Source organism: Labedella phragmitis (assembly GCF_004078635.1).
GTDB classification, from domain to species: Bacteria; Actinomycetota; Actinomycetes; order Actinomycetales; family Microbacteriaceae; genus Labedella; species Labedella phragmitis.
In genome coordinates this window covers 107,541-134,149 of sequence record NZ_RZNB01000003.1, presented here as the reverse complement: position 1 = coordinate 134,149, position 26,609 = coordinate 107,541, and the positions used below count along the sequence as shown (strand labels likewise).

Annotated in this window: 20 protein-coding genes; 9 read left to right on the top strand and 11 right to left on the bottom strand. The window is 70.1% G+C overall.

The features are described 5' to 3' along the window. The first annotated feature begins 47 nt into the window (after nt 1–47). Entirely contained in the window at nt 48–848 is an 801-nt protein-coding gene (locus tag ELQ90_RS08735; protein ID WP_128494899.1) for a carbon-nitrogen hydrolase family protein, read from the top strand. 27 nt (nt 849–875) lie between these two features. Here ELQ90_RS08735 and ELQ90_RS08730 read toward each other — a convergent pair whose 3' ends face one another. From ELQ90_RS08730 to ELQ90_RS08720, 3 genes are read right to left on the bottom strand one after another with little or no spacing between them, the layout of a single operon-like run. Further along, on the bottom strand, nt 876–1,661 hold the full coding sequence (locus tag ELQ90_RS08730) for an energy-coupling factor transporter transmembrane component T family protein (RefSeq protein WP_128494898.1): 786 nt from the start codon (nt 1,659–1,661) through the stop codon (nt 876–878). Then, nucleotides 1,658–3,397: an ABC transporter ATP-binding protein gene (locus tag ELQ90_RS08725; RefSeq protein ID WP_128494897.1), complete on the bottom strand. Its 1,740-nt coding sequence runs from the start codon at nt 3,395–3,397 to the stop codon at nt 1,658–1,660. The genes ELQ90_RS08730 and ELQ90_RS08725 overlap by 4 nt, the downstream gene beginning before the upstream one ends. A 25-nt stretch (nt 3,398–3,422) precedes the next feature. Continuing rightward, nucleotides 3,423–4,025: an ECF transporter S component gene (locus tag ELQ90_RS08720; protein WP_166408935.1), complete on the bottom strand. Its 603-nt coding sequence runs from the start codon at nt 4,023–4,025 to the stop codon at nt 3,423–3,425. Between the two features lie 165 nt (nt 4,026–4,190). On the opposite strand from ELQ90_RS08720, the gene ELQ90_RS08715 reads away from it, so the two are divergent. Continuing rightward, entirely contained in the window at nt 4,191–5,513 is a 1,323-nt protein-coding gene (locus ELQ90_RS08715) for an acyltransferase family protein (protein ID WP_128494895.1), read from the top strand. Here ELQ90_RS08715 and ELQ90_RS08710 read toward each other — a convergent pair. The 3 genes from ELQ90_RS08710 to ELQ90_RS08700 form a co-directional block, all read right to left on the bottom strand. After that, nucleotides 5,485–6,444 (bottom strand): pirin family protein, encoded by a 960-nt coding sequence (locus ELQ90_RS08710; protein WP_128494894.1) that lies wholly within the window; start codon nt 6,442–6,444, stop codon nt 5,485–5,487. The two genes, ELQ90_RS08715 and ELQ90_RS08710, sit on opposite strands and share 29 nt — an antisense overlap. Nucleotides 6,445–6,494: 50 nt before the next feature. Further along, nucleotides 6,495–6,815 (bottom strand): GNAT family N-acetyltransferase, encoded by a 321-nt coding sequence (locus tag ELQ90_RS08705; RefSeq protein WP_208020609.1) that lies wholly within the window; start codon nt 6,813–6,815, stop codon nt 6,495–6,497. Nucleotides 6,816–6,889: 74 nt separating this feature from the next. After that, nucleotides 6,890–7,783: an EamA family transporter gene (locus ELQ90_RS08700; protein ID WP_128494893.1), complete on the bottom strand. Its 894-nt coding sequence runs from the start codon at nt 7,781–7,783 to the stop codon at nt 6,890–6,892. Between the two features lie 104 nt (nt 7,784–7,887). On the opposite strand from ELQ90_RS08700, the gene recQ reads away from it, so the two are divergent. Both recQ and ELQ90_RS08690 read left to right on the top strand, forming a co-directional pair. Beyond that, nucleotides 7,888–9,768, top strand: a complete 1,881-nt coding sequence (gene recQ / locus ELQ90_RS08695; protein ID WP_128495192.1) for a DNA helicase RecQ — start codon at nt 7,888–7,890, stop codon at nt 9,766–9,768. 203 nt (nt 9,769–9,971) lie between these two features. After that, nucleotides 9,972–12,113, top strand: coding sequence for an acyl-CoA dehydrogenase family protein (locus ELQ90_RS08690; RefSeq protein ID WP_128494892.1), 2,142 nt, complete (start codon nt 9,972–9,974; stop codon nt 12,111–12,113). 42 nt (nt 12,114–12,155) lie between these two features. Here the strand turns inward: ELQ90_RS08690 and ELQ90_RS08685 are convergent, their stop codons facing one another. Next, nucleotides 12,156–13,112 carry an EamA family transporter gene (locus ELQ90_RS08685; protein ID WP_128494891.1) on the bottom strand — a complete coding sequence of 319 codons (957 nt, stop codon included), beginning with the start codon at nt 13,110–13,112 and terminating at the stop codon, nt 12,156–12,158. A 70-nt stretch (nt 13,113–13,182) separates the two neighbouring features. Between ELQ90_RS08685 and ELQ90_RS08680 the strand changes: the two genes are divergently transcribed. Beyond that, entirely contained in the window at nt 13,183–13,863 is a 681-nt protein-coding gene (locus ELQ90_RS08680) for a CGNR zinc finger domain-containing protein (protein WP_128494890.1), read from the top strand. On the opposite strand, the gene ELQ90_RS08675 is transcribed toward ELQ90_RS08680, so the two are convergent. After that, on the bottom strand, nt 13,767–14,222 hold the full coding sequence (locus ELQ90_RS08675) for an FAD synthase family protein (RefSeq protein WP_128494889.1): 456 nt from the start codon (nt 14,220–14,222) through the stop codon (nt 13,767–13,769). The two genes, ELQ90_RS08680 and ELQ90_RS08675, sit on opposite strands and share 97 nt — an antisense overlap. 234 nt (nt 14,223–14,456) lie before the next feature. Here ELQ90_RS08675 and ELQ90_RS08670 point away from each other — a divergent pair, with 234 nt between their 5' ends. The 3 genes from ELQ90_RS08670 (at nt 14,457) to ELQ90_RS17090 (ending at nt 21,567) form a co-directional block, all read left to right on the top strand. Further along, entirely contained in the window at nt 14,457–15,221 is a 765-nt protein-coding gene (locus ELQ90_RS08670) for a CDP-alcohol phosphatidyltransferase family protein (protein ID WP_128494888.1), read from the top strand. Further along, nucleotides 15,218–15,904, top strand: coding sequence for a DUF4352 domain-containing protein (locus tag ELQ90_RS08665; RefSeq protein ID WP_128494887.1), 687 nt, complete (start codon nt 15,218–15,220; stop codon nt 15,902–15,904). Before ELQ90_RS08670 ends, ELQ90_RS08665 begins: the two co-directional genes overlap by 4 nt. Before the next feature lie 272 nt (nt 15,905–16,176). Then, nucleotides 16,177–21,567, top strand: coding sequence for a PKD domain-containing protein (locus tag ELQ90_RS17090; protein WP_128494886.1), 5,391 nt, complete (start codon nt 16,177–16,179; stop codon nt 21,565–21,567). Nucleotides 21,568–21,841: 274 nt separating this feature from the next. Here the strand turns inward: ELQ90_RS17090 and ELQ90_RS08655 are convergent, their stop codons facing one another. Together ELQ90_RS08655 and ELQ90_RS08650 are read right to left on the bottom strand one after the other, a co-directional pair. Then, a complete protein-coding gene (locus ELQ90_RS08655; protein WP_128494885.1) occupies nt 21,842–22,810 on the bottom strand; it encodes a glycosyltransferase family 2 protein in 969 nt (322 codons plus the stop codon). Beyond that, nucleotides 22,807–24,360, bottom strand: coding sequence for a lipopolysaccharide biosynthesis protein (locus ELQ90_RS08650; protein WP_128494884.1), 1,554 nt, complete (start codon nt 24,358–24,360; stop codon nt 22,807–22,809). Before ELQ90_RS08650 ends, ELQ90_RS08655 begins: the two co-directional genes overlap by 4 nt. A gap of 171 nt (nt 24,361–24,531) precedes the next feature. Between ELQ90_RS08650 and ELQ90_RS08645 the strand changes: the two genes are divergently transcribed. Further along, complete coding sequence (locus tag ELQ90_RS08645; RefSeq protein ID WP_128494883.1) at nt 24,532–25,539, top strand: glycosyltransferase family 2 protein; 1,008 nt, start codon at nt 24,532–24,534, stop codon at nt 25,537–25,539. Here the strand turns inward: ELQ90_RS08645 and ELQ90_RS08640 are convergent. Further along, nucleotides 25,516–26,559: a glycosyltransferase family protein gene (locus tag ELQ90_RS08640; RefSeq protein ID WP_128494882.1), complete on the bottom strand. Its 1,044-nt coding sequence runs from the start codon at nt 26,557–26,559 to the stop codon at nt 25,516–25,518. The two genes, ELQ90_RS08645 and ELQ90_RS08640, sit on opposite strands and share 24 nt — an antisense overlap. Nucleotides 26,560–26,609: the final 50 nt, after the last annotated feature.

Genomic DNA, 26,609 nt, shown 5'->3' with positions numbered 1-26,609 from the left:
CCCGGGGATGCCGCTGTAACGTTGCCCGCAGGAACGAGGAGGTCGACATGCGCGTAGCGCTCGCTCAGATCGTGAGCTCGGAGGATCCCGCGGCCAACCTGCGGCTCGTCGCCGAGCAGTCCGAGGAAGCGGCGGAGCGTGGGGCGGAACTCGTCGTCTTCCCCGAGGCCACGATGCGTGCCTTCGGGCATCCCCTGCGCGAGATCGCCGAGCCGGTCGACGGGCCGTGGGCCTCCGCCGTCCGACGTCTCGCCGAGACACTCGGCATCACGATCATCGTCGGCATGTTCACGCCGGGAGACGGGCGTCGTGTGCGCAACACGCTGCTCGTCGCCGGTCCGGCCGGCACCGCGACGTACGACAAGCTCCACCTCTTCGACGCGTTCGGATTCGCCGAGTCCCGCACGGTCACGCCCGGCGACGAGGTCGTCACGGTCGACGTCGGGAGCACCACTCTCGGCCTCGCGACGTGCTACGACATCCGCTTCCCCGATCTGTTCACGGCGACCGCTCGAGCGGGCGCGGTCGTGCAGGTCGTCGTTGCCTCGTGGGGCGCGGGTCCCGGCAAGTTCGAGCAATGGGAACTGCTCGCGCGGGCGCGCGCTCTCGACACGACGAGCATCGTCCTGGCTGTGGGCCAGGGTGACCCGATCACCGCGGGCGTCGACGTCGTCGACGGAGCCCCCACGGGCGTCGGCGGCAGTCTCGTCGTCTCACCGTTCGGCGAGGTGCTGCACCGCTTGGGGCCGGCACCGGAACTGCTCGTCGTCGACCTCGACGTGACCGCGGTCGATGACGCCAGGAGGACGCTCCCCGTTCTCGCGAACCGCCGCGACGACCTGATCTGACGACGGCCGGACCCGTCGGTCCGATGGTCAGCGGGAGACGACGATCGCGACGACGATCGCCCCGGATGCGGTGAGGAAGACGACAGCGAACACGGCGTCCCGGCGGCGCAGGGGGACGGAGTGCCGCTCCGTCCGCGTCGGATGGGCGCCGAAGGCTCGAGCGTCCATCGCGAGAGCGACCCGTTCCGCGTGACGGATCGCGCCGGCCAGGAGGGGGACGATCGCGCCGGCGAGTCGACCGATCGCGGCGAGGGGCCCCCGACGACCCCCGGTGCCCCGGACGCGGTGCGCCTGCCGGATGAGGTCCAGATCATGGCGGAAGCGCGGGATGAACCGGAACGCCGCGAGTGCCGTGTACCCGATCCGGTAGGGCACGCGGAGGTGCTGGACGACCGAGCGCACGAAGTCGGGTCCGCTCGTGGTGAGCCCCGAGACGAGGGCGAGCATGAGGAGGGCGGCGAGACGCAGCGACGCCGTGAGCCCCGCGACGAGCGACCCGACGTAGAGCCGGTAGTCGCCGACCTGGAGCAGCACCATCGCGCGATCCACTCGCGCGGGGTCCGTCCACAACCCGAATCCGATCGCACCGATCGCGACGCCGACGGGGAGGGCCACGAGGAGGAGCACGACCGTCCGGGCGGGAAGCCGCGTGCCCGTGAATACGGTCACGAGGGCGAGCGCGAGCAGGGCGAGCGGAATGACGGGTTCGCGCGAGACGATCACGGCCGCCATCGCCGGAATCACCACGGCGATCTTCGTGAGGGGGTTGAGCCCGTGCAGGTATCCGGGGCGCGGGACGCCGAGGCTGCTCACGAGGCCGCCCCCGGGAGTTGGGAGAGCCGCGACACCGAGCGCCACTCCGGGTGCCGTCGCACGCGCCGCATGGCCTGGGCGAGGGGCGGGAGGCGCAGACCTGCGCGTTCGAGGAGTTCATCGTCGCCGAGAACCGTCTCAGCGGGCGAATGGGCGAGCAGTCGCCCCTCGGCCACGACGGCGATGCTCGTCGCCGCATCGGCAACGAGCTGCATGTCGTGGGTGACGACGATGACGGTCGTCCCCGACCGATGCAGGTCGCTGAGGAGACCCACGAGTTCGTCGGCACGAGCGCGGTCCTGCCCGAACGTCGGCTCGTCGAGGACGAGCACGTCGGCTCCGCCGATGAGCGCCGTCCCCACGGAGAGCCGACGCTTCTGGCCCCCCGAGAGGAGGAACGGATTGACGTGCGCGGCCTCCGTCAACCCGAAGCGTTCGAGGAGACCGTCGACGCGCTCGTCGATGAGGGCGGGATCCATCCCCGTCGAGAGCGGTCCGTACGCGAGCTCGTCACGCACCGACTGGGTCACGAACTGGTGCTCCGGGTTCTGGAAGACGAATCCGACGCGGCCCGCGAGAACACCCGCCGTGGCCGTCGCGGGATCGAGCCCCGCGACCCGGACCGCGCCGCGGGGCGGACGGACGACTCCGGCGATGGCCTGGACGAGCGTCGTCTTTCCGGCGCCGTTCGTGCCGACGATCGCGGTGAACTCGCCGGAGTGGATCGTGAGATCGACCTCTGCGAGGATCGATCGCGCCCGGCGTCCCCGACCGCGGCTGACCGAGAGCCCCCGGACCACGACGGCCGCCTCCGACTCGACCGGCGTCGACGCCTGGGCCCGCTGGACCGGCCGTGGCAACTCGGGTACGGCGTCGAGCGCGAGCGCGAGTTCGCCGCCCGTGAGCGGCAGGCGGTCGAATGAGACCCCCGCACGTGCGAGCCGCAGAGCGGCGGTCGTCGCGGTGGGGAGCCAGACGCCCAGTCGCTCGAGGTCTGCGGCCCGCCCGGCGAGGACGTCGCGCACGGGCCCGTCGACGGCGAGCGAGCCGGTTCCGTCGAGGACGACGACGCGATCGACGAGCGACACCGTGGCGTCCAGGTCGTGCTCGACGAGGACGACGGAACGCGAACCGTCGGCCACGACCTCGCGCAGGGCGTCGTAGACGTCCTCGACACCGGCGGAGTCGAGGTTCGCGGTGGGTTCGTCGAGGACGAGCACATCGCTCCCCGACGCGAGCGCCGCGGCGATCGCGAGACGCTGCTTGCCCCCGCCAGAGAGGACGCCGGGATCGTCGTGGCGTCGCTCCCACAACCCGACGCGGCGGAGGGAGTCCTCGGCGCGCGCGAGCACGGCCTCGACGGGGAGCAGGCGATTCTCCGGAGCGAAGCACACCTCGTCGAGGACGCTTGCGGTGACGATCTGCGCATCCGGGTCCTGGAAGACGATCGAGACCCGCTCGCTCAACTCGGCGACGGTCCGGTCGGCCGTGTCGATCCCGCCCACCCGCACGGCGCCCTCGACGTCGGCCGCGACGACGTGGGGGACGAGTCCGTCGAGCGCGAGGGCGAGCGTCGACTTCCCGGAGCCGCTCGGTCCGAGGACGAGCACGACCTCGCCGGGGGCGACGGAGAAGGAGACCCCGTCAGGGGTCCAAGCGTCCCGGTCGTGGTGCCGGATCCGGAGGGAGTCGATGTCGAGGACGGCGGAACCTGGCTGGGTCGTCTCCGCCGTCATCCCGACGTCGACGTGTCGGGCGCCGTCATGCTGCCGCCATGACGAGCGGCAGACCGCTTTCGCTTCGCGGACGTCGGCGGTCCACTTCGCCCTGCACGCCGCGCGCAGCGCCGGTCGAGTCGATGCCGCGCGCGACGAGGCGCGCGAGCCAGGTCACGAGGAGCGGGCTCAGCACGAAGAGGGCGATGTAGACGATCTTCGCCGCCGCGGCGAATTTGTCGACATCGAACACCAGCAGCACGAGCCCGCCCATCACGACGCCCGCGACGATCGCGGCGAGCGAGAAGATCCACCCCTTCCAGTACCGGTAGCGCGTGAGGAGGAACGGCAGCTCCTGGAGCGCGCCGATGAGCAGGCCGGCGCCGACGTGACGCCAGAGGTTCGCCGGGTCGAGGGCCGACGCGGCGAGCCCCGCGATCGTGCCCGTGATCAGGGCGACGCCGCCGCGACGGAGGAGGCTCTGCGCCACGACGCCGGGGAAGAAGTAGACGCCGATGAGAGCGCCGTAGAGCAGCGGGGCGGTGAGGAGCACGACGGGATGCAGATACCCGACGACCCCGAAGGCGAGCCCGCCGCCGACGCCGATCGCGGCGCACGTGAGCAGCAGTCGAGTGCTGAAGAAGGTCATGTCGCGGTGTACTCCGGGTTCGTGTGATGATCCGGGTCCGTCGGCTCGGGCGGGTCCGGTATCGAGTTTAGTAAGGCATACCTTAGAACGCGAGTCGGGAGACCCCGTCCCGAACGGGGTGCGCGATCTGCGCGCAGCGTCCTGCGCTCCTCCTATGCTGACTGCATGAGCGAGGCCGCCGACGTCCGACCGTCGACCACCAGACCGACCGCCGCCGCGAGCGCCTCGTCGATCGACGTCTCCAAGCGGGACCTCACACTCGACCTCGCGCGGGTCTTCTGTGTCCTGCTCGTCGTCGTCATCCATCTGCTGATGGTCGGTGTCGGGGCGGGGAGCGACGGGGCCATCGAGGTCTCGCGACCGCTCGAGGCGCAGCCGTGGTTCGCGCCGGCGACCTGGGCCGGTCAGATCATGCCGCTCTTCTTCGTCGTCGGCGGCTTCGCCTCGATCACGGCATGGCGGAGTCTCGTGAGGAGGGGCGGCTCGGGCACCGACTACGTGCGGAACCGCGTGCTGCGGCTCGCGCAACCGGCACTTCCCCTCTTCGTGTTCTACGTCGTGGTCATCGGGGGCGCTCGACTGCTCGATGTCGACCCGTCGCTCGTCGACGTCGCGGTCGTCGGTGCCGCCTCGCCCCTCTGGTTCCTCGCCTCCTACACGCTCTGTCAGGCCCTCGTGCCGTGGATGGCCGGGTGGCACACGCGGGCCCCTCGGGCCACGCTCGGCGTGCTCCTCGTCGGGGTCGTCGTCGTGGACGCCGCCCGGTACTCGACGGCCGTCACCGAGATCGGTCTGCTCAATCTCCTCTTCGTCTGGCTGCTCGTCCAGCAGATCGGATTCTGGTACGCGGACGGCTGGTTCGCCGCGCGGCGCTGGTGGACCCTCGTTCTCATGGCGGCGATCGCCTACGCCGCCCTCGTCCCCCTCACCGACGCCGGGCCGTACTCGATCGACATGCTCGGCAACCTCAACCCGCCGACCCTCCCGCTCGTCGCGCTGGCCGTCGCGCAGGCGTGCGTCCTCCGACTGCTCCGGCCGGTGCTCGCCCGAATCATGAACACGCACGCGGCGCGGGGCGTCGTCTTCGTGCTCGGTACACGGCTCATGACCGTGTACCTGTGGCACCTCCCCGTCATCCTCATCGTCTCGGGAGCGGCGCTCCTCGTGCCCGTGGCCAGTCCGGCGCCCGCGAGCCCGGCGTGGTGGTGGTCGCGTCCGATCGCCTTCGTCGTCGTGCTCGCCCTCGTGTTCGCGGTGTCGTTCGTCGTCGCGCGGTGGGAGGCGCCGCGCATGCTCGGCGCCACGCCGAGCACCGTCGTCGTCGCGGCGGCGACCGTGCTCGCCTTCGTCCCGCCGTTCGCGGTCATGGAGTGGTACATGGACCTGCCGATCGCGATCCTCGGGAGCGTCCTCCTCGCGATCGCCGTCCTCGTCCTCGGACGGGGACGCGCGGACACCGTCAGCCGCGGCGTCGACGCCGCGGTGTGAGTCGCACCGTGGGGAGCGGCGGAGCGGGGATGCGCGCGTCGCCGTGCCCCGAGACGGTGCCGAAGCGATCGCTCGCGCCCTCCCACTCCTCGCGCGCCTCGACGATCTCGTCATGGCTGCGGCCGACGAAGTTCCACCACATCACCAGGTCGTCGTCGAACGGTTCGCCGCCGAGGAGGACGAAGCGGGCACCGGTGTCGCTCGCGACCTCGAGGTCGTCCCGTCCCGTCCCGAGATAGAGGAGGGGACCCGACTCGAGCGCCGTGCCCGCGACCGTGAGGGACCCGCGGATCACGAGCACCGCGTGCTCGAAGCCCGGATCGAGCGGGATGGTGGCGTGCGCACCGGCTTCGAGGACGGCGTCGGCGCCGACGAGGGGGGAGAAGATCGTGGCGGGTGAGGTGGTATCCGCGACGCTTCCGAGCATGACGGTCACCGCGAGGCCGGACGTGCGGTGAACGGGCAGGTCGGTGTGCTGCTCGAAGAAGGGCGCGACGTGGGCGTCGGCCGCCGGGAGGGCCGTCCAGAGTTGGAGCCCGTGCATCTCGGCGGGGATCTCGGGCATCGAGAACTCGGAGTGCGAGATCCCGTATCCTGCGGTCATCATGTTGAGCTGCCCGGGCGCGACGAGGACGTCGCTGCCGACACTGTCCCGATGCCGGATCTCACCGTCGATCGGCCAGGTCACCGTCTGGAGCCCGATATGCGGGTGGGGAAGCACGCGCATCACCGCGCTGTCGTGGTCGAACCGGTCGAGGAAGCACCACGCGCCCACCATCGGGAGGGCTCGTTGCGGGAGCGTGCGGTGGACGGTGATGCCGCGCACCCCGCCGAGCGGGACCTCCCGGGCGTCCAGGAGCTCGAGCACCGGCCCGGGTGCGCCATCGTGCGCGAGCGGTGCGTCCTCCACCTCTGCATCGAGGCGCGTCATCGTCGGCGCGTCGTCATCGGCCGGCCCTCATCGGGACTCGATCGCCGTTCTCACGGCGCGTCCGGCCACTCGATGCCCGTCGCGGCGTCGGGGTGCTTCTCGAGCCAGGACCGGATGAAGGGGCAGCGCGGAATGATCGTCTCACCGCGCTCGACGGCGTCGGCGACGACCGCGCGCGCGATCGCGCTCCCGTAGCCGTGGCCCTCGAAGGCCGGATCGACGACCGTGTGCGTGAACGTCACGCGCCCGGGTTCGCGGCGATAGGCGGAGTAGCCCACGCGGTCGTCGCCGACGAACAACTCGTAGCGTCGCGCGCTCTCGTCGTCGACGATGCGTCGTTCGTCGGGTGCGTCGGTGGTGTGGTTGCTCACGTCGTCCTCGTCTCCCGACGCCCGCGTCGGCCTCGTCGTCCGATTCTCGCACCGCGTCGTGTCGGGGGGAACGCTCACGCGACGGCGAGGATTCCCGCGGCCGTGAGGGCCAGGACGAGACCGATCCACTGGACGGGCGCGACCCTCTCCCGCAGCACGACGGCCGCGAGGAGGATCGTTCCGGCCGGGTACAGCGCCACGAGCACGCTCATCACGCTCAGTTCGCCGATCCGCAGGCCGAAGAGGATGACGGCGTTGGCCGTGGCGTCGAGCACTCCACACGAGACCGCGAGCGCGAGACCGGCGCGACGGACGCTCGGAGCAGTGGCTCGGGCGGGGACGCCCGCCACCCGACGGGAGCCGGACCGGGCGCGGACGAGGAGGACGGCGACGCCGAAGGCGGCGAACATCACGATCGAACTGACGACGCGGTTGACGAGGAGCGGCACGAGCCCGGAGTCCACGGGCGACCGGTCCACGAGGATCAGGAAGGTTCCGATCATGAGACCGGAACCGACGGCCATCGCGAGTCCCCTCACGGACGGTCGGACGGCGCCCTTCTCGGGGACGAATCCCACGAGCACGACGGCGACGAGCGCGACGGCGACGGCCGCGATCGCGAGCACTCCGAGTCGCTCCCCGCCGAGGAGTCCCCACGTCGTGGGCACGATCGCCGAGACGACGGCCGTGAGGGGAGAGAGGATGCTCATCGGCCCGATGGCGAGGCACGCGTAGAGGAGGGCGACCGCGACGGTGCCAGCGAGGCCGGAGAGCGCGCCCCAGACGACGGCCTCGATCGACCACTCGCCCGCGACGACGACGGAGAACACCGCGAGGGCGGCGAGTCCCGCGACGGCGGAGATCGCCGTGGCGAGCAGCACGTCGATCCGACGGGCGGCGAGTCCCCCGAGGAAGTCGGCGGCGCCGTAGACGAGGGCTCCGGCGAGCCCGAGGATCACGGTGAGCACGGGCACGAGCCTACGTGGCGGTGTGCGCGGACGTCGTGAATCCGTCGTCCACCGCGCGAGCGGTGACGACTCGGGGCGATCGATCGGACACGGTCGGCTCGGCGATGTCGGCGGGGGCGGGTAGGGTGCAGGGCGTGGAGACGACGATCATGCCCGAGGCGCCGACCGCTCGCGAGGTGCTGCACCGGGTGTTCGGCTACGAGTCGTTCCGCGGCGATCAGCAGGCGATCGTCGAGCACGTCAGCGTCGGCGGCGACGCGATCGTCCTCATGCCCACCGGTGGGGGTAAGAGCCTCTGCTACCAGATCCCCTCGCTGCTCCGTCCGGGCACCGGCATCGTCGTGTCCCCGCTCATCGCCCTCATGCACGATCAGGTCGAGGCGCTCCGCGCAGTCGGCGTCCGGGCCGAATTCCTCAACTCCAGCCAGAGCCGAGACGAGCGCGACGCGGTCGAGCGCGCCTACGTCGCCGGCCAGCTCGATCTCCTCTACATCGCGCCCGAGCGGTTGTCGTCCGAACAGACGAAGCGGTTCCTCGAACGTGGGCGCGTCTCGCTCTTCGCGATCGACGAAGCCCACTGCGTCTCGCAGTGGGGTCACGACTTCCGCCCCGACTACCTGGCGCTCGGCGAGCTCGCGGAGCGGTGGCCGGACGTCCCACGCATCGCCCTCACGGCCACGGCGACGGCCGCGACGCACCGAGAGATCGCCGAGCGCCTCTCGCTCGGCGGGGCGCGCCACTTCGTCTCGAGTTTCGACCGACCGAACATCCAATACCGCATCGTGTCGAAGAACGAGGTGCGGAAGCAGCTCCTCGAGTTCATCCGCACCGAAGGCGACGGCAGTGCCGGGATCGTCTACGCGCTCAGCCGCAACACGGTCGAGAAGACGGCGGAGTTCCTGCGGGCGAACGGCGTCGACGCCCTCGCGTACCACGCGGGTCTCGAGGCGTCGGAGCGGGCACGCGTCCAGTCGCGGTTCCTCCGCGAGGATGGCGTCGTCATCGTCGCGACGATCGCGTTCGGCATGGGCATCGACAAGCCCGACGTGCGTTTCGTCGCCCACATCGACCTCCCGAAGTCGGTCGAGGGCTACTACCAGGAGACGGGTCGAGCGGGGCGCGACGGCGAGCCGTCCGTCGCATGGCTCGCGTACGGACTCAACGACGTCGTCCAGCAGCGCCGCATGATCGACGAGTCCCCCGGAGACCTCGCTCACCGCCGGCGGCTCTCCGCTCACCTCGACGCGATGCTCGCGCTCTGCGAGACCGTCGACTGCCGTCGGGTCAACCTGCTCCGCTACTTCGGCGAGGAGTCGACCCCGTGCGGCAATTGCGACACGTGCATCACTCCGCCGGAGGTCTGGGACGGGACCGTCCCTGCGCAGAAGCTCCTCTCCACCGTCGTCCGCCTCAAGCGCGAGCGGAACCAGCAGTTCGGCGCGGGCCACCTCATCGACATCCTGCGCGGCAACGAGACGCCCCGCGTGCGCCAGCACGGCCACGACGCGCTCGCGACGTGGGGGATCGGAGCGGATCTCTCCGATCAGCAGTGGCGCAGCGTCGTCCGTCAGCTCCTGGCGGGTGGCCTGCTCGCCACGCACGGCGAGTACGGCACCCTCGTCATCACCGAGGCGAGCGGCGATGTGCTCTCGGGCGGGCGCAGGGTCTCGATGCGCACGGAGACGGCTCGCGTCACGCGGTCGAAGGCCGCGAGACCCGCCGCCGCCGATCTCGACGTCGCGGACCGCGAGCTCTTCGAGGCGCTCCGCGCCTGGCGGGGGGAAGAGGCGAAGAGCGCGGGGGTCCCCGCGTACATCGTCTTCGGCGACGCGACACTGCGGGCCGTCGCGCTCGCCAAGCCGCGATCCGTCGCGGAACTCGACGGCATCTCGGGCATCGGGGAGAAGAAGCGCGCGAGCTTCGGAGACGCACTCATCGCCGTAGTGGAGGCCCACGCGCACGGGCCGGTGTCCGACGCCGTCTGACGCCCCGTTCGCGTCGCGTTGTGGCTTCACACAAAGGTCGACGGTGTCCGAGGCGCACGGTTTGTGAGCGGCGGACGGCTCATTTCCCGTCGACGCCGCAGCTTCGTACCGTGGAATCGACGCGAGACGCGACGCGGCGACGGTGCGGTCGATCCGACCGCGATCCGGCCGCGTCGGCGCGATGAGAGCCTGAGGGAGAGTCGATGTCGAACACCGTCGGTCGAACGGACACCAACGCCGAGGCCGCCGAGGTCGCGGACGTGACGGAGCGCGTGGACACGGGTCCCATCGACACGCGGCCCGTCGAGGACCGCGACGGCGTTCGCATCGACATCGGGGCCGTCCGACGACTGCTCCTCGGCACGTGGCCGGAGGAGCGGATCGCCTCGCGCGACTTCGCGGCGACCCCCGAGATGCAGAAGATCGAGGGTCTCCCGTATCCGGAGCACCGCGAGCGGGCGCTCGACCAGTTGCGTCGTCTCGTGGACAACGGGCAAGTGCACCGCGCGTTCCCGACCCACCTCGGCGGGCGCGACGACCACGGCGGCAACATCGCGGGGTTCGAGGAACTCGTCGTCGGAGACCCCTCGCACCAGATCAAGTCGGGGGTGCAGTGGGGACTCTTCGGCGCCGCCGTTCTCCACCTCGGCACGCGACCGCACCACGACGCGTGGCTGCCCGGCATCATGTCGCTCGAGGTCCCGGGGATCTTCGCGATGACGGAGACGGGACACGGCTCCGACGTCGCCTCGATCGGGACGACCGCGACGTACGACCCCGTGACGGAGGAGTTCGTGATCGATACGCCCTTCCGTGGCGCGTGGAAGGACTACCTCGGCAACGCGGCGGTGCACGGCAAGGCCGCCGTGCTGTTCGCGCAACTCATCACGAAGGGCGTCAACCACGGCGTCCACGCCCTCTACGTCCCCATCCGCGGCGAGGACGGTGCGTTCCTCCCGGGCATCGGCGGCGAGGACGATGGGCTGAAGGGCGGGCTCAACGGCATCGACAACGGCCGACTTCACTTCTCCGGCGTGCGGGTGCCCCGCACCAACCTCCTCAACCGCTACGGCGACGTCGCGCCCGACGGCACCTACAGCTCCCCGATCGAGAGTCCGGGACGTCGTTTCTTCACGATGCTCGGCACGCTCGTGCAGGGGCGCGTCTCGCTCGACGGTGCCGCGACGGCGGCTTCGGCGCTCGCGCTCCAGATCGCGATCGAATACGGCTCGCAGCGGCGGCAGTTCACGGCAGGATCCGGCACGGACGAGGAGGTGCTGCTCGACTACCAACGCCACCAGCGCCGGCTGCTCCCGCGACTCGCCCAGACCTACGCCCACACCTTCGCGCACGACAAACTGCTCGTGAAGTTCGACGCGGTGTTCAGCGGAGCCGCGGACACCGACGTCGACCGACAGGATCTCGAGACCCTCGCGGCCGCTCTCAAGCCGCTCTCCACCTGGGCGGCGCTCGACACCATCCAGGAGGCGCGCGAGGCGTGCGGCGGAGCCGGGTTCCTTGCGGAGAACCGCCTCACGGGACTCCGGGCCGACCTCGACGTGTACGTCACGTTCGAGGGCGACAACAACGTGCTCCTCCAACTCGTCGCGAAGCGTCTCCTCTCCGACTACTCCAAGCGGTTCCGGGGGGCGGACGCCGGTGCCCTCGCGCGCTTCGTCGTCGAGCAGGCGGCCGATCGCGCGTACCACGGCTCCGGCCTGCGGTCGCTCGGACAGACCCTCAAGGACTTCGGCCGCGTACGTCGGTCCGTCGGGCAGTTGCGGGAGACGCAAGTGCAGCGCGAGCTCCTCACCGATCGCGTCGAGACGATGATCGCGGAGGTCGCGCAACAGCTCCGGCCGGCGAGCAAGCTCGGGAAGGCCGAGGCGGCCGCTCTCTTCAACGCGCACCAGAACGAGCTCATCGAGGCGGCTCGCGCGCACGGTGAGCTGCTCGAGTGGGAGGCCTTCACGGAGGCGGTCGAGAAGATCGAGGACCCCGATTCGAAGACTGTGCTCACGTGGCTGCGCGACCTGTTCGGGCTCTCGCTGCTCGAGAAGCACCTCGCGTGGTACCTCATCCACGGCCGGCTCTCGCCGCAGCGCGCCGCCGCCGTCGATGCCTACATCAACCGTCTCGTGGCGAGGCTCCGCCCGCACGCCCTCGACCTCGTCCACGCGTTCGGTTACGAGCAGCGACATGTCCGCGCCGCCATCACGTCGGGCGCGGAAGCGGACCGCCAGAACGAGGCGCGCGATTACCAGCGCGCCCTGCGCGAATCGGGGGACGCGCCGGTCGACGAGAAGTCGCTCGCGAAGCCGGGCCGCCCGAGCCTCACGTCCTGATCGGACGTCGCCCGTCGCCGTGGCTGCCGGCCGGGGGGAGCGTCAGGCGCGCGCTCGAGCGGCGGGGACCGGTTCCGCCGTACGGGTCGTCGCGGCCCGCCCGCCGTCGAGGCGCACGAGCACGACTCCCGCCACGATGAGCGCTCCGCCGACGGCCTGGACGGGGGCCGGCACCTCCCCGAGCAGCAGCCAGGCGATGAGCACGGCGAAGAGGACCTCGGAGAGCCCGACGAACGACGCGAGCCGCTCACCCATCCGGCTCGCCGCGATGATCCCGGACACGTAGCCGAAGGCCGTCGCGACGAGCACGATCACGAGCATGGGCACCCACCACGGCACGATCGTGCCGAGGAGGTCGACGTCGACGAGCGGGGCGGACGCCGGCAGGACGCCGACGAGCAAGGCGGTGCCGAGCGCGAGCGATGCCACGAGCAGCCCGCCGGCCGCGAGCGCCACGGGCGGGAGCTCGGTCGGCCTCGCCGAGAGGACGAAGTATCCGCCGAGGCACACGGCCGCGCCGAGGGCGAAGATCACTCCGAGGAGGTCGGGAGTGGCGCCGGCGATGTCGAGGACGAGCACGAGCCCCCCGATGCTCACGACCGAACCTAGCGTCGTGAGCCGCGTCGGAGCATGACGGCTCCGCGCCCAGGCCCAGATCACGAGGAGTACTGGCGCGAGGTATTCGATGAGGAGCGAGATCCCGACGGGCATCCGTGACACAGCGGCGAAGTAGCAGAGCTGCGCTCCGGCGACCGCGACGAGTCCGAACCCGACGATGAGGCGCCATTCGGTGCGGAGAAGGGTGAAGCGGTCGCGGAGCGCGAGGAGACCGATCGGCGCGAGCACGACCGCCGCTCCGAGGGTCCGCAGGAACACGGCGGACCCGGGGGACCAACCCGCCTCGAGGAGCGTCTTGACGAAGGGGCCGCTCGCCCCGAACGCCAGGGCCGAGACGATCCCGATCAGGATTCCGGCCGTGGGTGCTGTCGTCGAGCGCATGAGGGGTCCTGTCAGGAGTCAAAAGCTATGATGATCCTGACACTATGTCCGCGAGCTGTCAGGAGTCAACATGATTTTCACTCATGACACGGAATTGTCGTTGAGTTGCGCCGCCGCGCTCGTCAACACCGTGCCGTCGGCGTCCAAATCCGGCGAGGACGAGCTCGCCACGAGCGCCGATTTGCTCGCGTTCCTCGACGGGCAGGCATTCACGGGGTCGCGGTCGGGCACGCAGGAGGAGATCGACGCGGTTCGCGCGCTCCGTCCGCGGCTCCGCGCGATCTGGACGAGCGAACGCGACGCCGCTGTGGATGAGATCAACGCCCTCCTGAGTGAGGGCTCGGCGCTTCCGCAGTTGCGGCGCCATGACGGTTTCGACTGGCACATCCACGCGACCGAGGCGGAGGCGCCTGTCGTGACGCGACTGCAGGTGGAGGCGGCGATGGCGTTCGTCGACGTGATCCGCGCGGATGAATGGCAGCGGATGCGCGTGTGCGAGGCGTCCGATTGCGACGCGGTCCTGATCGACCTGTCGCGCAATCGCTCGAAGCGCTATTGCGACGTAGGGAACTGCGGTAACCGCATGAACGTCAACGCCTACCGCGAACGACAAGCGGTCGGCTCGCCGTCAACGGCGGCGTCGCGACCTGATCGTCAGCCGCGTGCCGCGACCGGCTCGGACACGATGGCTCCGGCCTCCAGCGAAGCGAGGGCGCGGCGCAGCGCGGTGCTCGACGTCGACATCGTGTAGGGGAAGTAGACGACCTCGACGCCCACCTCGGCGAATTGGCGCTCGAGCTCGAGACCCTGGGGTGTGCCGCGCCAGTCGTCGCCTTTGAAGAAGGTCGTGAAGCGCAAGCGCTCCCACATCTCCATCTTCGACGGCAGGTCCTCGGCGACGACCTGGTCGACGTACCGGATGTCTCCGACGATCTCCATGCGCTCGGCGAGGGGGATGACGGGCGTCACGCGCTTGCGGGAGATGAGGAGTTCGTCGCTGACGACTCCGGCGATCAAGTAGTCGCACGCACTCTTGGCGTGCTTCAAGATGTTGAGGTGGCCGACGTGGAAGAGGTCGAACGCACCGGCCGCGTATCCGATTCGGACCACGCTGCACCCCCTGCTCTAGTGGGACGACGGTGCAGCGGACAGCGCACCGGAAAGTCGAGTGTTCCTCAGGTGAGGGACACTCATGATGATAGCGACGCGGGCTCCGATCGGGGAAGAAACCCCGTGAACTGGGGGGAGTATGAAATGAGGGATCCTCGTTAAACCGCTTTTCGCGCCGGTAGTCTGGCCTCCATCGGCGCATCACCATGCTGCGGAACGGATGAGGGAGCGATCATGACCACGACAGAGCGACCCGTGGAGGGATACCGTGCGACGGTCGCGCGACTCGCCTCCGCCCAGAAGGGCGCGGCCCGCGGCGCGCCCGCCTACTCCATCTACGTCAACCGGCGAGTCGGCCGCCTGATCGCCGCGGCCGCGTACCGGGCCGGCATGACGCCGAACGCCGTCACCGCAGTGAGTGCCGCGTTCACCTTCTCCGGTATCGCGATCATCGCGACCGTCCCGCCCGTGTGGTGGTCCGGAGTCCTCGTCTGGTTGCTGCTCGCCGTCGGCTACGCCTTCGATTCGGCAGACGGCCAGGTGGCGCGCTTGCGCGGCGGCGGCTCGGCCGCGGGGGAGTGGCTCGACCACGTCGTCGACGCCCTCAAGATCTCGAGCCTGCACCTCGCCGTGCTCATCGCCGCGTTCCGGTTCTTCGACCTCTCCACCGCGGCGTGGCTGCTCGTCCCGATCGGTTTCTCGATCGTCGCGAACGTCACGTTCTTCGCGATGATCCTCAACGATCAGCTCAAGTACGTGCGCGGACGGAAGGGAACGGCGGAGGCGGGGGGCGGCTCCCGCCTGCGGTCGTTCCTCGTCATCCCGACCGACTACGGGTTCCTCTGCCTCGTCTTCGCGCTCCTCGGCGCACCCCTCGTCTTCTTCGGGGTCTACGCCCTCCTCTTCGCGGCCAACGCGGGCTTCCTCCTGCTCGCCGCCGTCAAATGGTTCAAGGACATGGTGGCACTCGACGCCCCGCAGATCGGAGATGCGCGATGAGCGACAAGGCCCCCGTGGACGACTCCGTCGATCCCGTCCCCGTCGGCGCCGAGGTCGCGGATGCGCCCGAGGCGCACTCGCGGCGCCGAGCGCTCGTCATCCTCGTGTCCGTCGTGGTGCTCGCCCTCGTGACCGCACTCATCATCTGGTCGGTCACGTCGGCGAACTCGTCGGCCCCGGGCTCGGAACCGACGTCGTCGGCCGGGCCCTCGGAGGATGCGTCAGCCGATCCCGAGGCGTCGCCGACCCCGGACGAGGAAGTGCCGGCACAGGCCGGCGAGGTCGAGGACGACATCCTCGAATTCGACGACGAGGCGCCGGTCGCCGAGGGTGTGACGGTCGCGGTGTCCGACCTCGAGTCGGTCGACGGCGAGGCGTCGATGCCGGGCGAGATCGCCGGTCCCTCGCTGCGGTTCTCCGTCACCTTCACGAACGACGGTGACGAGGCGTATTCGCTCGTCGCTGCCGTCACCAACGTCTACTACGGCGACGACCAGATCCCCGCGATCGAACTGGCGGAGCCGGGTGGAAAGGCGCTTCCGACCGAGGTCGCCCCGGGGAAGAGTGCGACGGGGACGTTCGTGTACAACGTCCCGACCGGTGAACGCGATCGTGTGCGCATCACCGTCGACTACGCCGCCGCCGACCCGGCCGTCGTGTTCGAGGGAAGCGCTCCGAAGTAGCGCGGAGGACCGTCTCGGAAGGGCGGGCGGCGTCGACGATCGTCGACGCCGCCCGCCCTTCGTCGTCGGGAACGCGCGGGATCCCCTCGGATCCGACGGCGTGGTCCCGTCCCCGGACACGGGGCGAAAACCGCCCCGAATGGGGGGGAAGGAAAAAAACGTGAGGAAAGCTACCATTTAGCATCACCCGATGTGAGTGGCCCTCAGTTCCTCTCGAGTTACCGCCCCGCTGGCTGGTGCACCCGCATACCCCCCAGAGACACGAGATTTTCATGACCCCATCGCTGTCGGTCCCCGAAACTGCAAAATCCGAGCCCGGTACCCGACGGGGAGCGCGGCTCGTCGCGCTCGTCGGCGTCACGGTGTCCGCGATCGTGCTCAGCATGCTCTCCCTGCAGCCGGCCGCCGCGGACACCGTGCCGCCGGCCGGGACTCCGGAGACGGTGTCGAGCGATCCGCTCCCCGCTCCGCAGATCGACGGCGTCGTCTGGGATCAGGCCGTCATCGGCAACACCGTCTACGTCGCCGGCAAGTTCGAGACCGCCCGTCCCTCCGGCGCCGCTGCCGGCACGAACACGGTCGTCCGCAGGAACTTCCTCGCCTACGACCTGACGACGGGCGCCCTCCTGCCTTTCGCGCCGCGGTTCAACCAGCAGGTCCGTACCCTCGCGGCATCGCCCGACGGAACCCGCCTCTACGTCGGCGGCTTCTTCACGACCGTCAACGACGTCTCGCGTTCCTACATCGCGGCCTTCGACATCCCGAGCCAGGCGCTGTCCTCCTTCGCGCCCAACGTGACGCGTCGCGTCGAGGCCCTCGTGGCGACGAACTCCACGGTGTTCGCGGGCGGTGCGTTCTCGTCCGTGGGCACCACGGAACGCCTCAAAGCAGCGTCCTTCACGCGCGCCGGTCAGCTCACGCCGTGGAACCCGCGCGCCGGAGACGGTGCTGTCAGCGCGCTCACCGTGTCTCCTGACGGATCCAAGGTGGTGCTCGGCGGATCGTTCACGACGATGAACGGATCGAGCAACCCCGGCTACGGCCTCGCCGCGGTGGACGCGACGGCCGGCGAGCTCATGCCGTGGGCGATCAACTCGCTCATTCGCAACGGCGGTGTGAACTCGGCCATCCTCTCGCTCACGTCCGACGGCACGAGTGTCTACGGCACCGGCTACCACTACGGCGAGGGCGGGAACCTCGAGGGAACCTTCAAAGCCGACTGGAACGGCGGGACCCTGCAGTGGGTCGAGGACTGCCACGGCGACACCTACTCGGTCTCCGCCGGGTCCGACGTCATCTACACGGCCGGGCACGCGCACTACTGCGGCAACCTCGGCGGCTACCCGCAGACCGAGCCGTGGGGCTTCCAGCGCGCCATCGCCTTCACGAAGGCGACGACACGCACCCTCACCGCCGACCCGCACGGCTACTACAACTTCGCCGGTACTCCCTCCCCGACACTCCTCGACTGGTTCCCGACCTTCAACACGGGCGCGGCGTCCGGGAGCAACCAGGGACCGTGGGACGTCCTCGTGGCGGGCAAGTACGTCCTGTACGGAGGCGAGTTCACGACCGTGAACAACAGGGGTCAGCAAGGCCTCGTCCGCTTCGCGGCGAAGGACATCGCCCCGAACGATGACGGCCCCCGCCTCAACAGCACGAACTTCATGCCCAACGTCGTGTCGTTCAGCCGGGGAACGGCCCGGATCGCCTGGCAGGCGAACCACGACCGTGACAACGCGCTCCTCACCTACCAGGTGATCCGGAACAACCAGACCGCGACGCCCGTCTACACGACGACGGCCTCCTCGAACTTCTACACGCGGCCGATCATGTCCTTCACGGACACGGGGCTCACGCCGGGCGCGTCCTACAACTACCGCATCCGCGCGATCGACCCGTACGGCAACTACGCACAGGGCAACCCCGTGACGGTGACGGCCAACGAGGAGGGCACCATCGGCGAGTACGCTCAGGGTGTCCTCGACGACAACCCCGCATCGTTCTGGCCCCTCGGCGAGTCGTCCGGCACCGCCGGTCACGACTGGGTCGCCGGTGACGACCTGACCATCGCGGGGACCGTCACCCGCGGTACCGCCGGCCAGGAAGCAGCCTCGGCGAACACGGCGACGTCCTTCGCGGGCAGCGACGGCACGTTCGCGGTGTCCACGGCGGTCCAGCCGGGTCCGAACACCTTCACGGCGGAGGCCTGGATCAAGACCACCAGCACGTCGGGCGGCAAGATCATCGGCTTCGGCAACAACAAGACCGGCGACTCGTCCTCCTACGACCGTCACGTCTACATGGACAACGCGGGCCGCATCAACTTCGGCGTCTATACCGGCAACACGCAGGTCGTGACGAGCGGCGCGAGCTACAACGACGATCAGTGGCACCACGTCGTCGCGAGCATGGGCCCGGACGGCATGCAGCTCTACGTCGACTCCAAGAAGGTCGCGGCGCGTACCGACACCACCCAGGGACAGGCCTTCAACGGCTCCTGGCGTGTGGGTGGCGACAATCTCGGCGGCTGGCCGAACCAGCCGACCAGCAGGTTCTTCGCCGGCACGATCGACGACGTCGCGGTCTACCCGACCGTGCTGACCCGACGCCAGATCGACGAGCACTTCGTGGCTTCCGGCCGTCAGTCGACGATCCCTGTCGCTCCGACCGACGCCTACGGCGCCTCCGTCTTCAACCTCGAGCCGACGCTGTACTACCGACTCGGTGAGTCGGGCGGCTCGGTCGCCGTGGACTCCGGTCCGTTCGGCAACCCGGGCACGTACACCGGACTCGTGGAGAAGGGTGCGACAGGTGCGGTCGGCGGCACCTCCGACACGGCGGCGCGGTTCGCCCCGACCGAGGAGTGGTGGGGCTGGAACGAGGCCGGCGTCGCGAGCAACGTGGCGTTCAGCAACCCGACCACCTACGCGGTCGAGGCCTGGTTCAAGACGACGACGACGCGCGGCGGCAAGATCATCGGCTTCGGCGCCAGCCCGACGGGCGGCTCGGGCGGCTACGACCGCCACGTGTACATGGAGAACGACGGGCGACTGACGTTCGGTACGTGGACAGGCCAGACCAACACGATCACGACGAACACCGCCCTCAACGACGGGAAGTGGCACCACGTGGTTGCGCAGCAGTCGAGCGCGGGCATGAACATGTTCATCGACGGCGTGTCCGTCGGCACCAACCCGCAGACCAGTGCGCAGGATTACACGGGCTACTGGCGGATCGGTGGCGACACCACGTGGGGAGGCACGGCCCCCTACTTCACCGGAACGATCGACGAGGTCGCCGTGTACTCGGCTCCCCTCACGGCCGACCAGGTGAAGCAGCACAACGACCTCGGTCTGGGCATCGCCCCGAACCAGCCCCCGACGGCGTCCTTCACGGCCGCCACGACGGATCTCTCCGTCTCGCTCGACGCCTCGGCGTCGGCGGATCCGGACGGAACGATCGTGTCCTCGATGTGGGACTTCGGAGACGGCACGACGGGCACCGGGACGACGATCTCCCACCCGTACGCCGAGGGCGGCACCTACACGGTCACGCTCCTCGTGACGGACAACCGCGGCGGCACCGCGACGACGACCCGCGAGGTCACCGTCACGGCTCCGAACGTCGCACCGACCGCCTCCTTCACCGCCGAGGCGACCAACCTCTCCGCGACCTTCGACGCGTCGGCGTCGACCGACCCGGACGGGACGATCGCGTCGTACGCCTGGAACTTCGGTGACGGTCAGAACGGGACGGGAGCGACGACGAACCACACCTACGGTTCCGCCGGCGACTTCCTCGTCACGCTCACCGTCACGGACAACCGCGGCGGCACGGCGACGACGACCCGCGTGGTCTCGGCGACCGCGCCGGCGAATCAGAACCCGACTGCGAGTTTCACGGCGAGCGGCTCCGGACTCGCGGTGAGCGTCAACGGCTCGGCGTCGACCGACCCGGACGGGACGATCGCGTCCTACGCCTGGGACTTCGGTGACGAGGGTACGGCGACGGGAGCGACGGCGAACCACACCTACGCCGCGGCCGGCGAGTACACCGTCACCCTGACGGTGACCGATGACAAGGGCGCGACGGCGTCGACCACCCGGTCGGTCACCGTCACGGCCCCGCCCGTCTCGTCCACGATCGCCGCCGACGCCTTCGAGCGGACCGCGACGAGCGCGTGGGGAATCGCCAATACCGGCGGACCCTGGACGGTGACGGGAGGCGCTGCCGCCTTCTCCGTCAACGGCGGCGATGGCGTCATGACCCTGCCGGCCGGTCACACCCGGAACGCGCGGCTCGGTCAGGTGTCCGTCACCGACGTCAGCCTCCAAGCCGACATCGCGACGCCGGTCCTGGCCGACGGTGGAGGAGCATACGTCTCTCTCGTCGCCCGCCAGGTCGACACGTCGTACTACTCGGCCCGCGTGCGCATCCAGAACGGTGCGGTGGTCCTCCAGATCATGCGCAACGGCACGGCGATCTCGCAGACGAACGTCTCGGGACTGACCGTGACGCCGAGCACGACCCTCCGCCTCAAGGTGGAGACGACGGGAACGTCGCCCACCACGATCAAGACGAAGGTCTGGGTCGCGGGGCAGACGGAACCGGCCTCCTGGCAGCTGAGCACGACCGACTCGACGGCCGGCCTCCAGTCCGCCGGACAGATCGGTGCGACCGGCTACGTCTCCGGCAGCACCACGACGGGACCGATCGCCGTCCGCTTCGACGACCTCACGGCCGTCGTCCCGGGTGGTGGAGTGGTGACGCCGCCCGCGAACCAGGCCCCGGCGGCCTCGTTCACCGCCACTCCGTCAGACCTCTCGGTCGCCGTCGACGCGTCGGCCTCGGCCGACTCGGACGGATCGATCGCGTCCTATGCCTGGAACTTCGGCGACGGGACGACGGGCACGGGCGCTACCACGTCCCACCCGTACGCCGCCGCCGGAACCTACACGGTCACGCTGACGGTCACGGACGACGACGGCGCGACGGCCACGACCACACGGTCGGTCACCGTGACGACGCCGCCCGACGCCCTCACGGTGGCAGCGGACACGTTCGAGCAGCGCACGGTCGCGAACGGATGGGGCGCGACGTCATCCGGTGCGCCGTGGACGGTCGGCGGCGGGGCGACCGGGTTCTCCGTCAGCGGGGGAGCCGGAGTGATCACCAACGGCGCCGGATCCACCCGGTCGGCGAGTCTCAACACCGTGTCGGAGACGTCGACCGACTCGACCGTGTCGTTCGTCGTCCCCGCCCTCGCGACGGGCGGCGGCCAGTACGTCACCGTCGTCGGGCGCCAGGTCGGCTCGGACAAGTACTCGGCCCTCGTGCTGCTCAACCCGAACGGGTCTCTGCAGCTCCAGGTGGCGCGCGGGAGTACCAAGCTCCAGACGCTCACCCTCCCGGGCACGACGTACGCGGCCGGCACCACCGTCACGGTGCGGCTGCAGGTGACGGGGACGGCGCCGACCACGATCCGCGCGAAGGCGTGGACCGACGCGCAGACCGAGCCCGCCGCGTGGCAGGTGTCCCGTACGGACGCGACGGCCGCGATGCAGACGGCCGGCACGACGGGACTCGTGTTCTACGTGTCCGGTTCGAGCACGGCACCGGCCACCATCCGGTTCGCCGAATACACCGTGAAGCGGATCTAGTCCGCCTCATCGAGACCACCGGGTGTGTGTCCGCCCCCCTCACGGACACGCACCCGGTCCTCCCTCCTGAGACGGTGGTGTCGCGCCTCGGCCCGGCACCACCGTCTCAGCGCTTCTCTGAGTATCTCGGCTGATCGGCGACGAGGCTTCGAGCGGCGGACGCACCCAGCGAGCGCACGGCGAGGACCGGCGGATCGACGGGGAGCGGGAGCGCCGGGCGCCGGCGATTCCGGGACGTCGGGCCGTCGCGAAGGACGCGCAGACGGTCCAGGGATCAGCGAGTGGCGCGGCGGACGCGTCGAGCGAGCCGCGCGCCGTCGCGGAGGCCGCGGTAGGCGGCACGGAGAGGCGCGGGCGACTCGACCAATTGACGGCGGCCGCCCTGGAGGAGGATCTCCCACGCGACGGCGCGTGACTGCTTGGCCCACGCCCGGTAGTCGTCGTCGTCGAGGTGCAGTGCCGCGTAGAGCATCCGGTTGCGGATGTTGTAGTAGTAGTAGGTCGCCGACTTGGGTTGACCAGCGCTCGAGTGGCCCGCGGCTTGCGTCCCGCCCTGCGCGTGCTCTGCCGTGACGTCGTCGAGGAGGACGAGGGCGCCTCCCGACGCGACGACACGGTGCGAGAGATCGACATCCTCCCAGTAGAGGAAGTAGTCGTCGGAGAAGCCGCCCGTCGTCGCCCACAACTCTGCGGACACGGCGAGACACGCTCCCGTCAGCCAGGGTTCGATGCGGTCCTCCGCGACGGAGTCGAGCCGTCGCCTCCTGGACCGGATGCGACCGTCGTCGAGATAGAGGTCGGAGCCCGCGAACCAGGTCGATCCGTCCGGGCGGAGGATGCGCGGGGCCACGAGAGCCGAGGGCTCGGCCACCACCCGCTCGAGGAGCGTTCCCGCCGCTTCCGCCTCGATGACCGCGTCGGGGTTCAGGAGGAGGAAACGATCGCACCCCGATTCGCGCGCGGCGTCGACGCCACGGTTCATGCCGACTCCGAACCCGAGGTTGATCGGCGGCTCGACGAGCCGCCACCCTTCGTCGGCCGCGAGATGACGGAGATTCTCGCGTTCGAGGGCGCTCGTGAAGTTGTCGACGACCACGGTCGTCAGGCCCTCCGCGGCTCGCGTGAGCACGGTCAGATTCCGGGCGAGCAGGTCTGCCGACCCGTAGTTGACGACGACGACCGCGGCTCCGGCGAAGCGACTGCGCGGGGTCCCCTCGGATTCGGGGGCTGCGTGGCGGCTCACAGGGGGTTCTCCTCGGTGGCGGTGGACCCGCTTCCGTCGGCGGGCGCCGACGGATGGGTCGGGCGGGGGTGACGTCGTCGAGCGGCTCGCGCGATACCGACGAGTTCGAGGACGTCGCGACGCACGGGCGGGACGACGAGGGCCGCGATCGCGTAGACGGCGAGGTCGGCGACCGCCGCTGCGACGATCTGCACGACGGGACCTGCTCCGGTGGTGAGCGTCACGGCGCCGAATGCGGCCGTTCCGCCGATGATGGCGATGGACGCGATGCGGATGACTCCCGCGACGAGCGGCCGCACGGGGATGCGCGTGTACCGAGTGAGCCACCACAGTGTGAGAGGCCAGGAGAGCACCGGCTCGAGGGCGTACCCGGCGGCGACGCCGACAACGCCCCACTGGGAGCCGATGAGGACGAAGACGATCTTCATCGATGCGGTGATGAGGGTGAATCGGAAGAGGGCACCCGTGAGAGCTCGCGAGACGAAGACCCAGTAGCCGACGTAGGCGAGCGTCTGGAATGCGCCCGCGACGATGAGGAAGCGCAGCACGGGCGTCACCTCGGCCCAACGCTCGCCGAGGAAGATCGAGACGACGGGCTCGGCAGCGCCGGCGACGAGCCCGAGCCCGGCGACGAGGGTGTATCCGAGGGCGATCTGACCGCGCAGGATGTACGCGTCGAACCGGTCGTGCTGATCCTGGAGACGGGACAGCAGCGGGATCGCGACACGGGTGGCGGGAGCCCGCAACTGATTGAGGGGGTTCATGAGGAGTTGGAAGCCGCGGTTGTAGATTCCGAGCTCGCGGGCTCCGAGCCGGAGTCCGATGACGAACGAGTCCATGTTGTTGGCGGTGTAGTGGACGAGCTGCGTCGCCACGGTGTTCCAACCGAAGCGGTAGAAGCCCGTCATGTCGGTTCCCCGCCTCGGGAGGCCCGGGAGCCAGCGGGCGGCGCCGATGCTGAGGATCAGGGTCACGATCGCGAGCGACACCATCTGCCAGGCGAGGGCCCAGTAGCCGAGGCCCGCGAGGGACAGGAGGATCGCGACGACGAGGGCGAGCACCGCGGCCGTCGTGTCGATGACCGTGAGCGACCAGAACCGCAGTTCGCGGTTGAGCGATGCGCGGTGCTGGGTCGCGAGCCCGTTGAAGATGAAGGTGATGCCCATGAACTGGGTGAGGGCGACGAGCTCCGGACGGCCGTAGAGGGCCGCGACGCCGTACGCGGCGCCGAAGATCACGATGCCGAGGGCGAGGCCGATCCCGGAGTTGACCCAGAAGAGCACGTCGCGCTGACGGGAGCTGAGCGTCGGGGCCTGCACGGCCGCGTTCGAGAGCCCGAAGTCGCGGAACACCTCGGAGATCCCGACGATGACCATCACCATCGCGAAGACGCCGTAGTCCTGCGGGCCGAGGATGCGGGCCAGGACGGCGAGGCCGCCCACCTGGACGAGGATGCGGACGAGTTGCCCGATGAACGTCACGGCGGCGCCGCGCGCCGCGCGGCGACCGAACTCGCCAGCGGCGGGGGCCGGCGCTGTTCTCGCGGTCATCCGGTGTAGTCCTTCGTGTGGTCGTGGTGCGGGCGCGGTTGGTGGAAGCCGGTGGCGGGCGGTCGTGCCGGGTGGAGGAGGGAAACACCGGAGGGTGCGGAGCCCGTAGGGTTGTGGACGACATGCCGTAGGTCCCCGGTCGCCGCCGACACGCCACACGAAGGATTCCCGATGAGCCCCGACACGCCCGCACAGCGCGCCCTCAGTGACGCTCGAGTGACCATCGCCGTCCTCACCTTCCGTCGTCCCGAGGACATCGCCGAGACGCTTCCGCTGCTGGCCGACCAGGCGGAGTCCGTCCGCGACCGCGTCGGCTCGGCCTCCGTCCTCGTCATCGACAACGATCCGGACGAGAGCGCCAGGAGCGCCGTCGAGGCGTTTGCGACGAGCCGCCCATCGGTCGTCGTGCGGTACCACGCCGAACCCGTCTCGGGTATCACGGCCGGTCGGAACCGGGCGCTCGCCGAAGCCGAGGCCGCCGGTGACGACATCCTCGTCTTCATCGACGACGACGAGCGACCCACCGAACGGTGGCTCGAGCTGCTCCTCGATACGTTCGAGGCGAACGACGCCGTCGCCGTCGTCGGACCCGTCATCTCGCGGTTCGACGTCGAGCCCGACTCGTGGGTGACGGCCGGCGAGTTCTTCTCCCGCCGGAGGCTCCCGACCGGTTCGACCGTCGACGTCGCGGCGACCAACAACCTGCTCCTCGACCTGCGTGTCGTGCGGCGCATCGGACTCGCGTTCGATCCGGCGTTCGGAATCACAGGCGGCGGCGACACCATGTTCTCGCGCACCCTCGCACGGTCCGGCACGCTCGTGTGGTGCGACGAGGCGATCGTCTGGGACGTGGTCCCCGCATCGAGGGTGACGCGTGACTGGGTCGTCCGCCGCGCCTTCCGGAGCGGCAACAGCTGGTCGCTCACCTCGGTCGCCCTCGCGCAGGGCGCCTCCGCGCGCTGGCGCGTCCGAGCGTCGTGTCTCGTGAAGGGACTCGTACGACTCGCCGGCGGGGCCTTTCGCGCGGCGCTCGGGGTGGTCACGCGTTCACTCCGGCATCGGGCCAAGGGGGTCAGGACGATGGCGCGTGGCGCGGGGATGGTCTCCGGGCTCATGGGGTACTCGTACAAGGAGTACCGACGCCCCGGCACAGCCTCAGCGCCCACGTCGACGACCTGATCGGGAGGCCACGGCCGCCTCGTAGGCCTCGAGGTGCCCGCGGCCCGCGCGATCCCAATCCCGCGCCGACAGGTCGGGCCTCGGCGACCGGCCCTCGGCACGGACGGTCGTGATCGCCCGCTCGAGGATGTCGGCGTCGATCTCTCCGTCGTACTGCAAAACCCAGCCGGGACCGACCTCGTCCGCGAGGCGGCTGTTGACCTCGTTCGCGGGAACGAGCACGGGCCTGTCCACGGAGAGGGCGGCGAGTGCCCCTCCGGAATTGTGCATCTCGCGGTACGGGAGCACGACGATCTCGCCCTGACGGGCGACGTCCACGAGCTCGGCCTCGGAGAGGAACTCGAGCGTCAGGTCGACCCGGTCGTCGGATGCTGCGAGCTCGACCAGCTCGTCGGCGAGCGCATCGGCGCGTGCCTTACCCGCGACGCGGAGGCTGTAGTCGCCCGGCAACCCTCGGAATGCACGCAGGAGTGCGTCCACTCCCTTGTATCGACGGATGAGCCCGAAGTAGCTGAACCGACCGCGCTGGGCCTCGCGCTGCGGGAAGCGGGAGAACCAGTCACGGTAGTGACCGTGCAGCACGAGCGTCGTCGGGGTGCCGGATGGAAGGACCGTCGAGTCGTCGAGGACCGTCGACTCGTTGAGGACGATCGCGTGGACCGTCGCCCGTTCGATCGCGCCGAGGAGTGCGCCTTGTGAGCGGCTGAGTCCCTCGGGGCGGTGGAGATTGTGCACGGTTCGGACGACGGCCGTGGCCGTGAGCCGCCAGCGCGCCACGAGGAGCGCCGTGAGCACCTGTCGAGCGGCCGTCTTGAGCGGCGAATGGCCGGAGACGAGGATCTCGGGCCAGTGCGCGTGGAAGACGTCGTAGCGGCCGAACAGGGCACTCGCCCAGGAGAAGGTGCGCACATCGACCCCGTCGGTCGCCGCGAGTTCGTCGCGCAGCATCACGATGTACGGGTTCGTGGTCGGACGGGGATCGGGGAACGACTGCTGGACCCTGAGGGGGGTGCGGGTCATCGTGGGACCTTCCGGGGAGGCGTCGGTGTGCGTCGTGGGGTCTGGAGCCC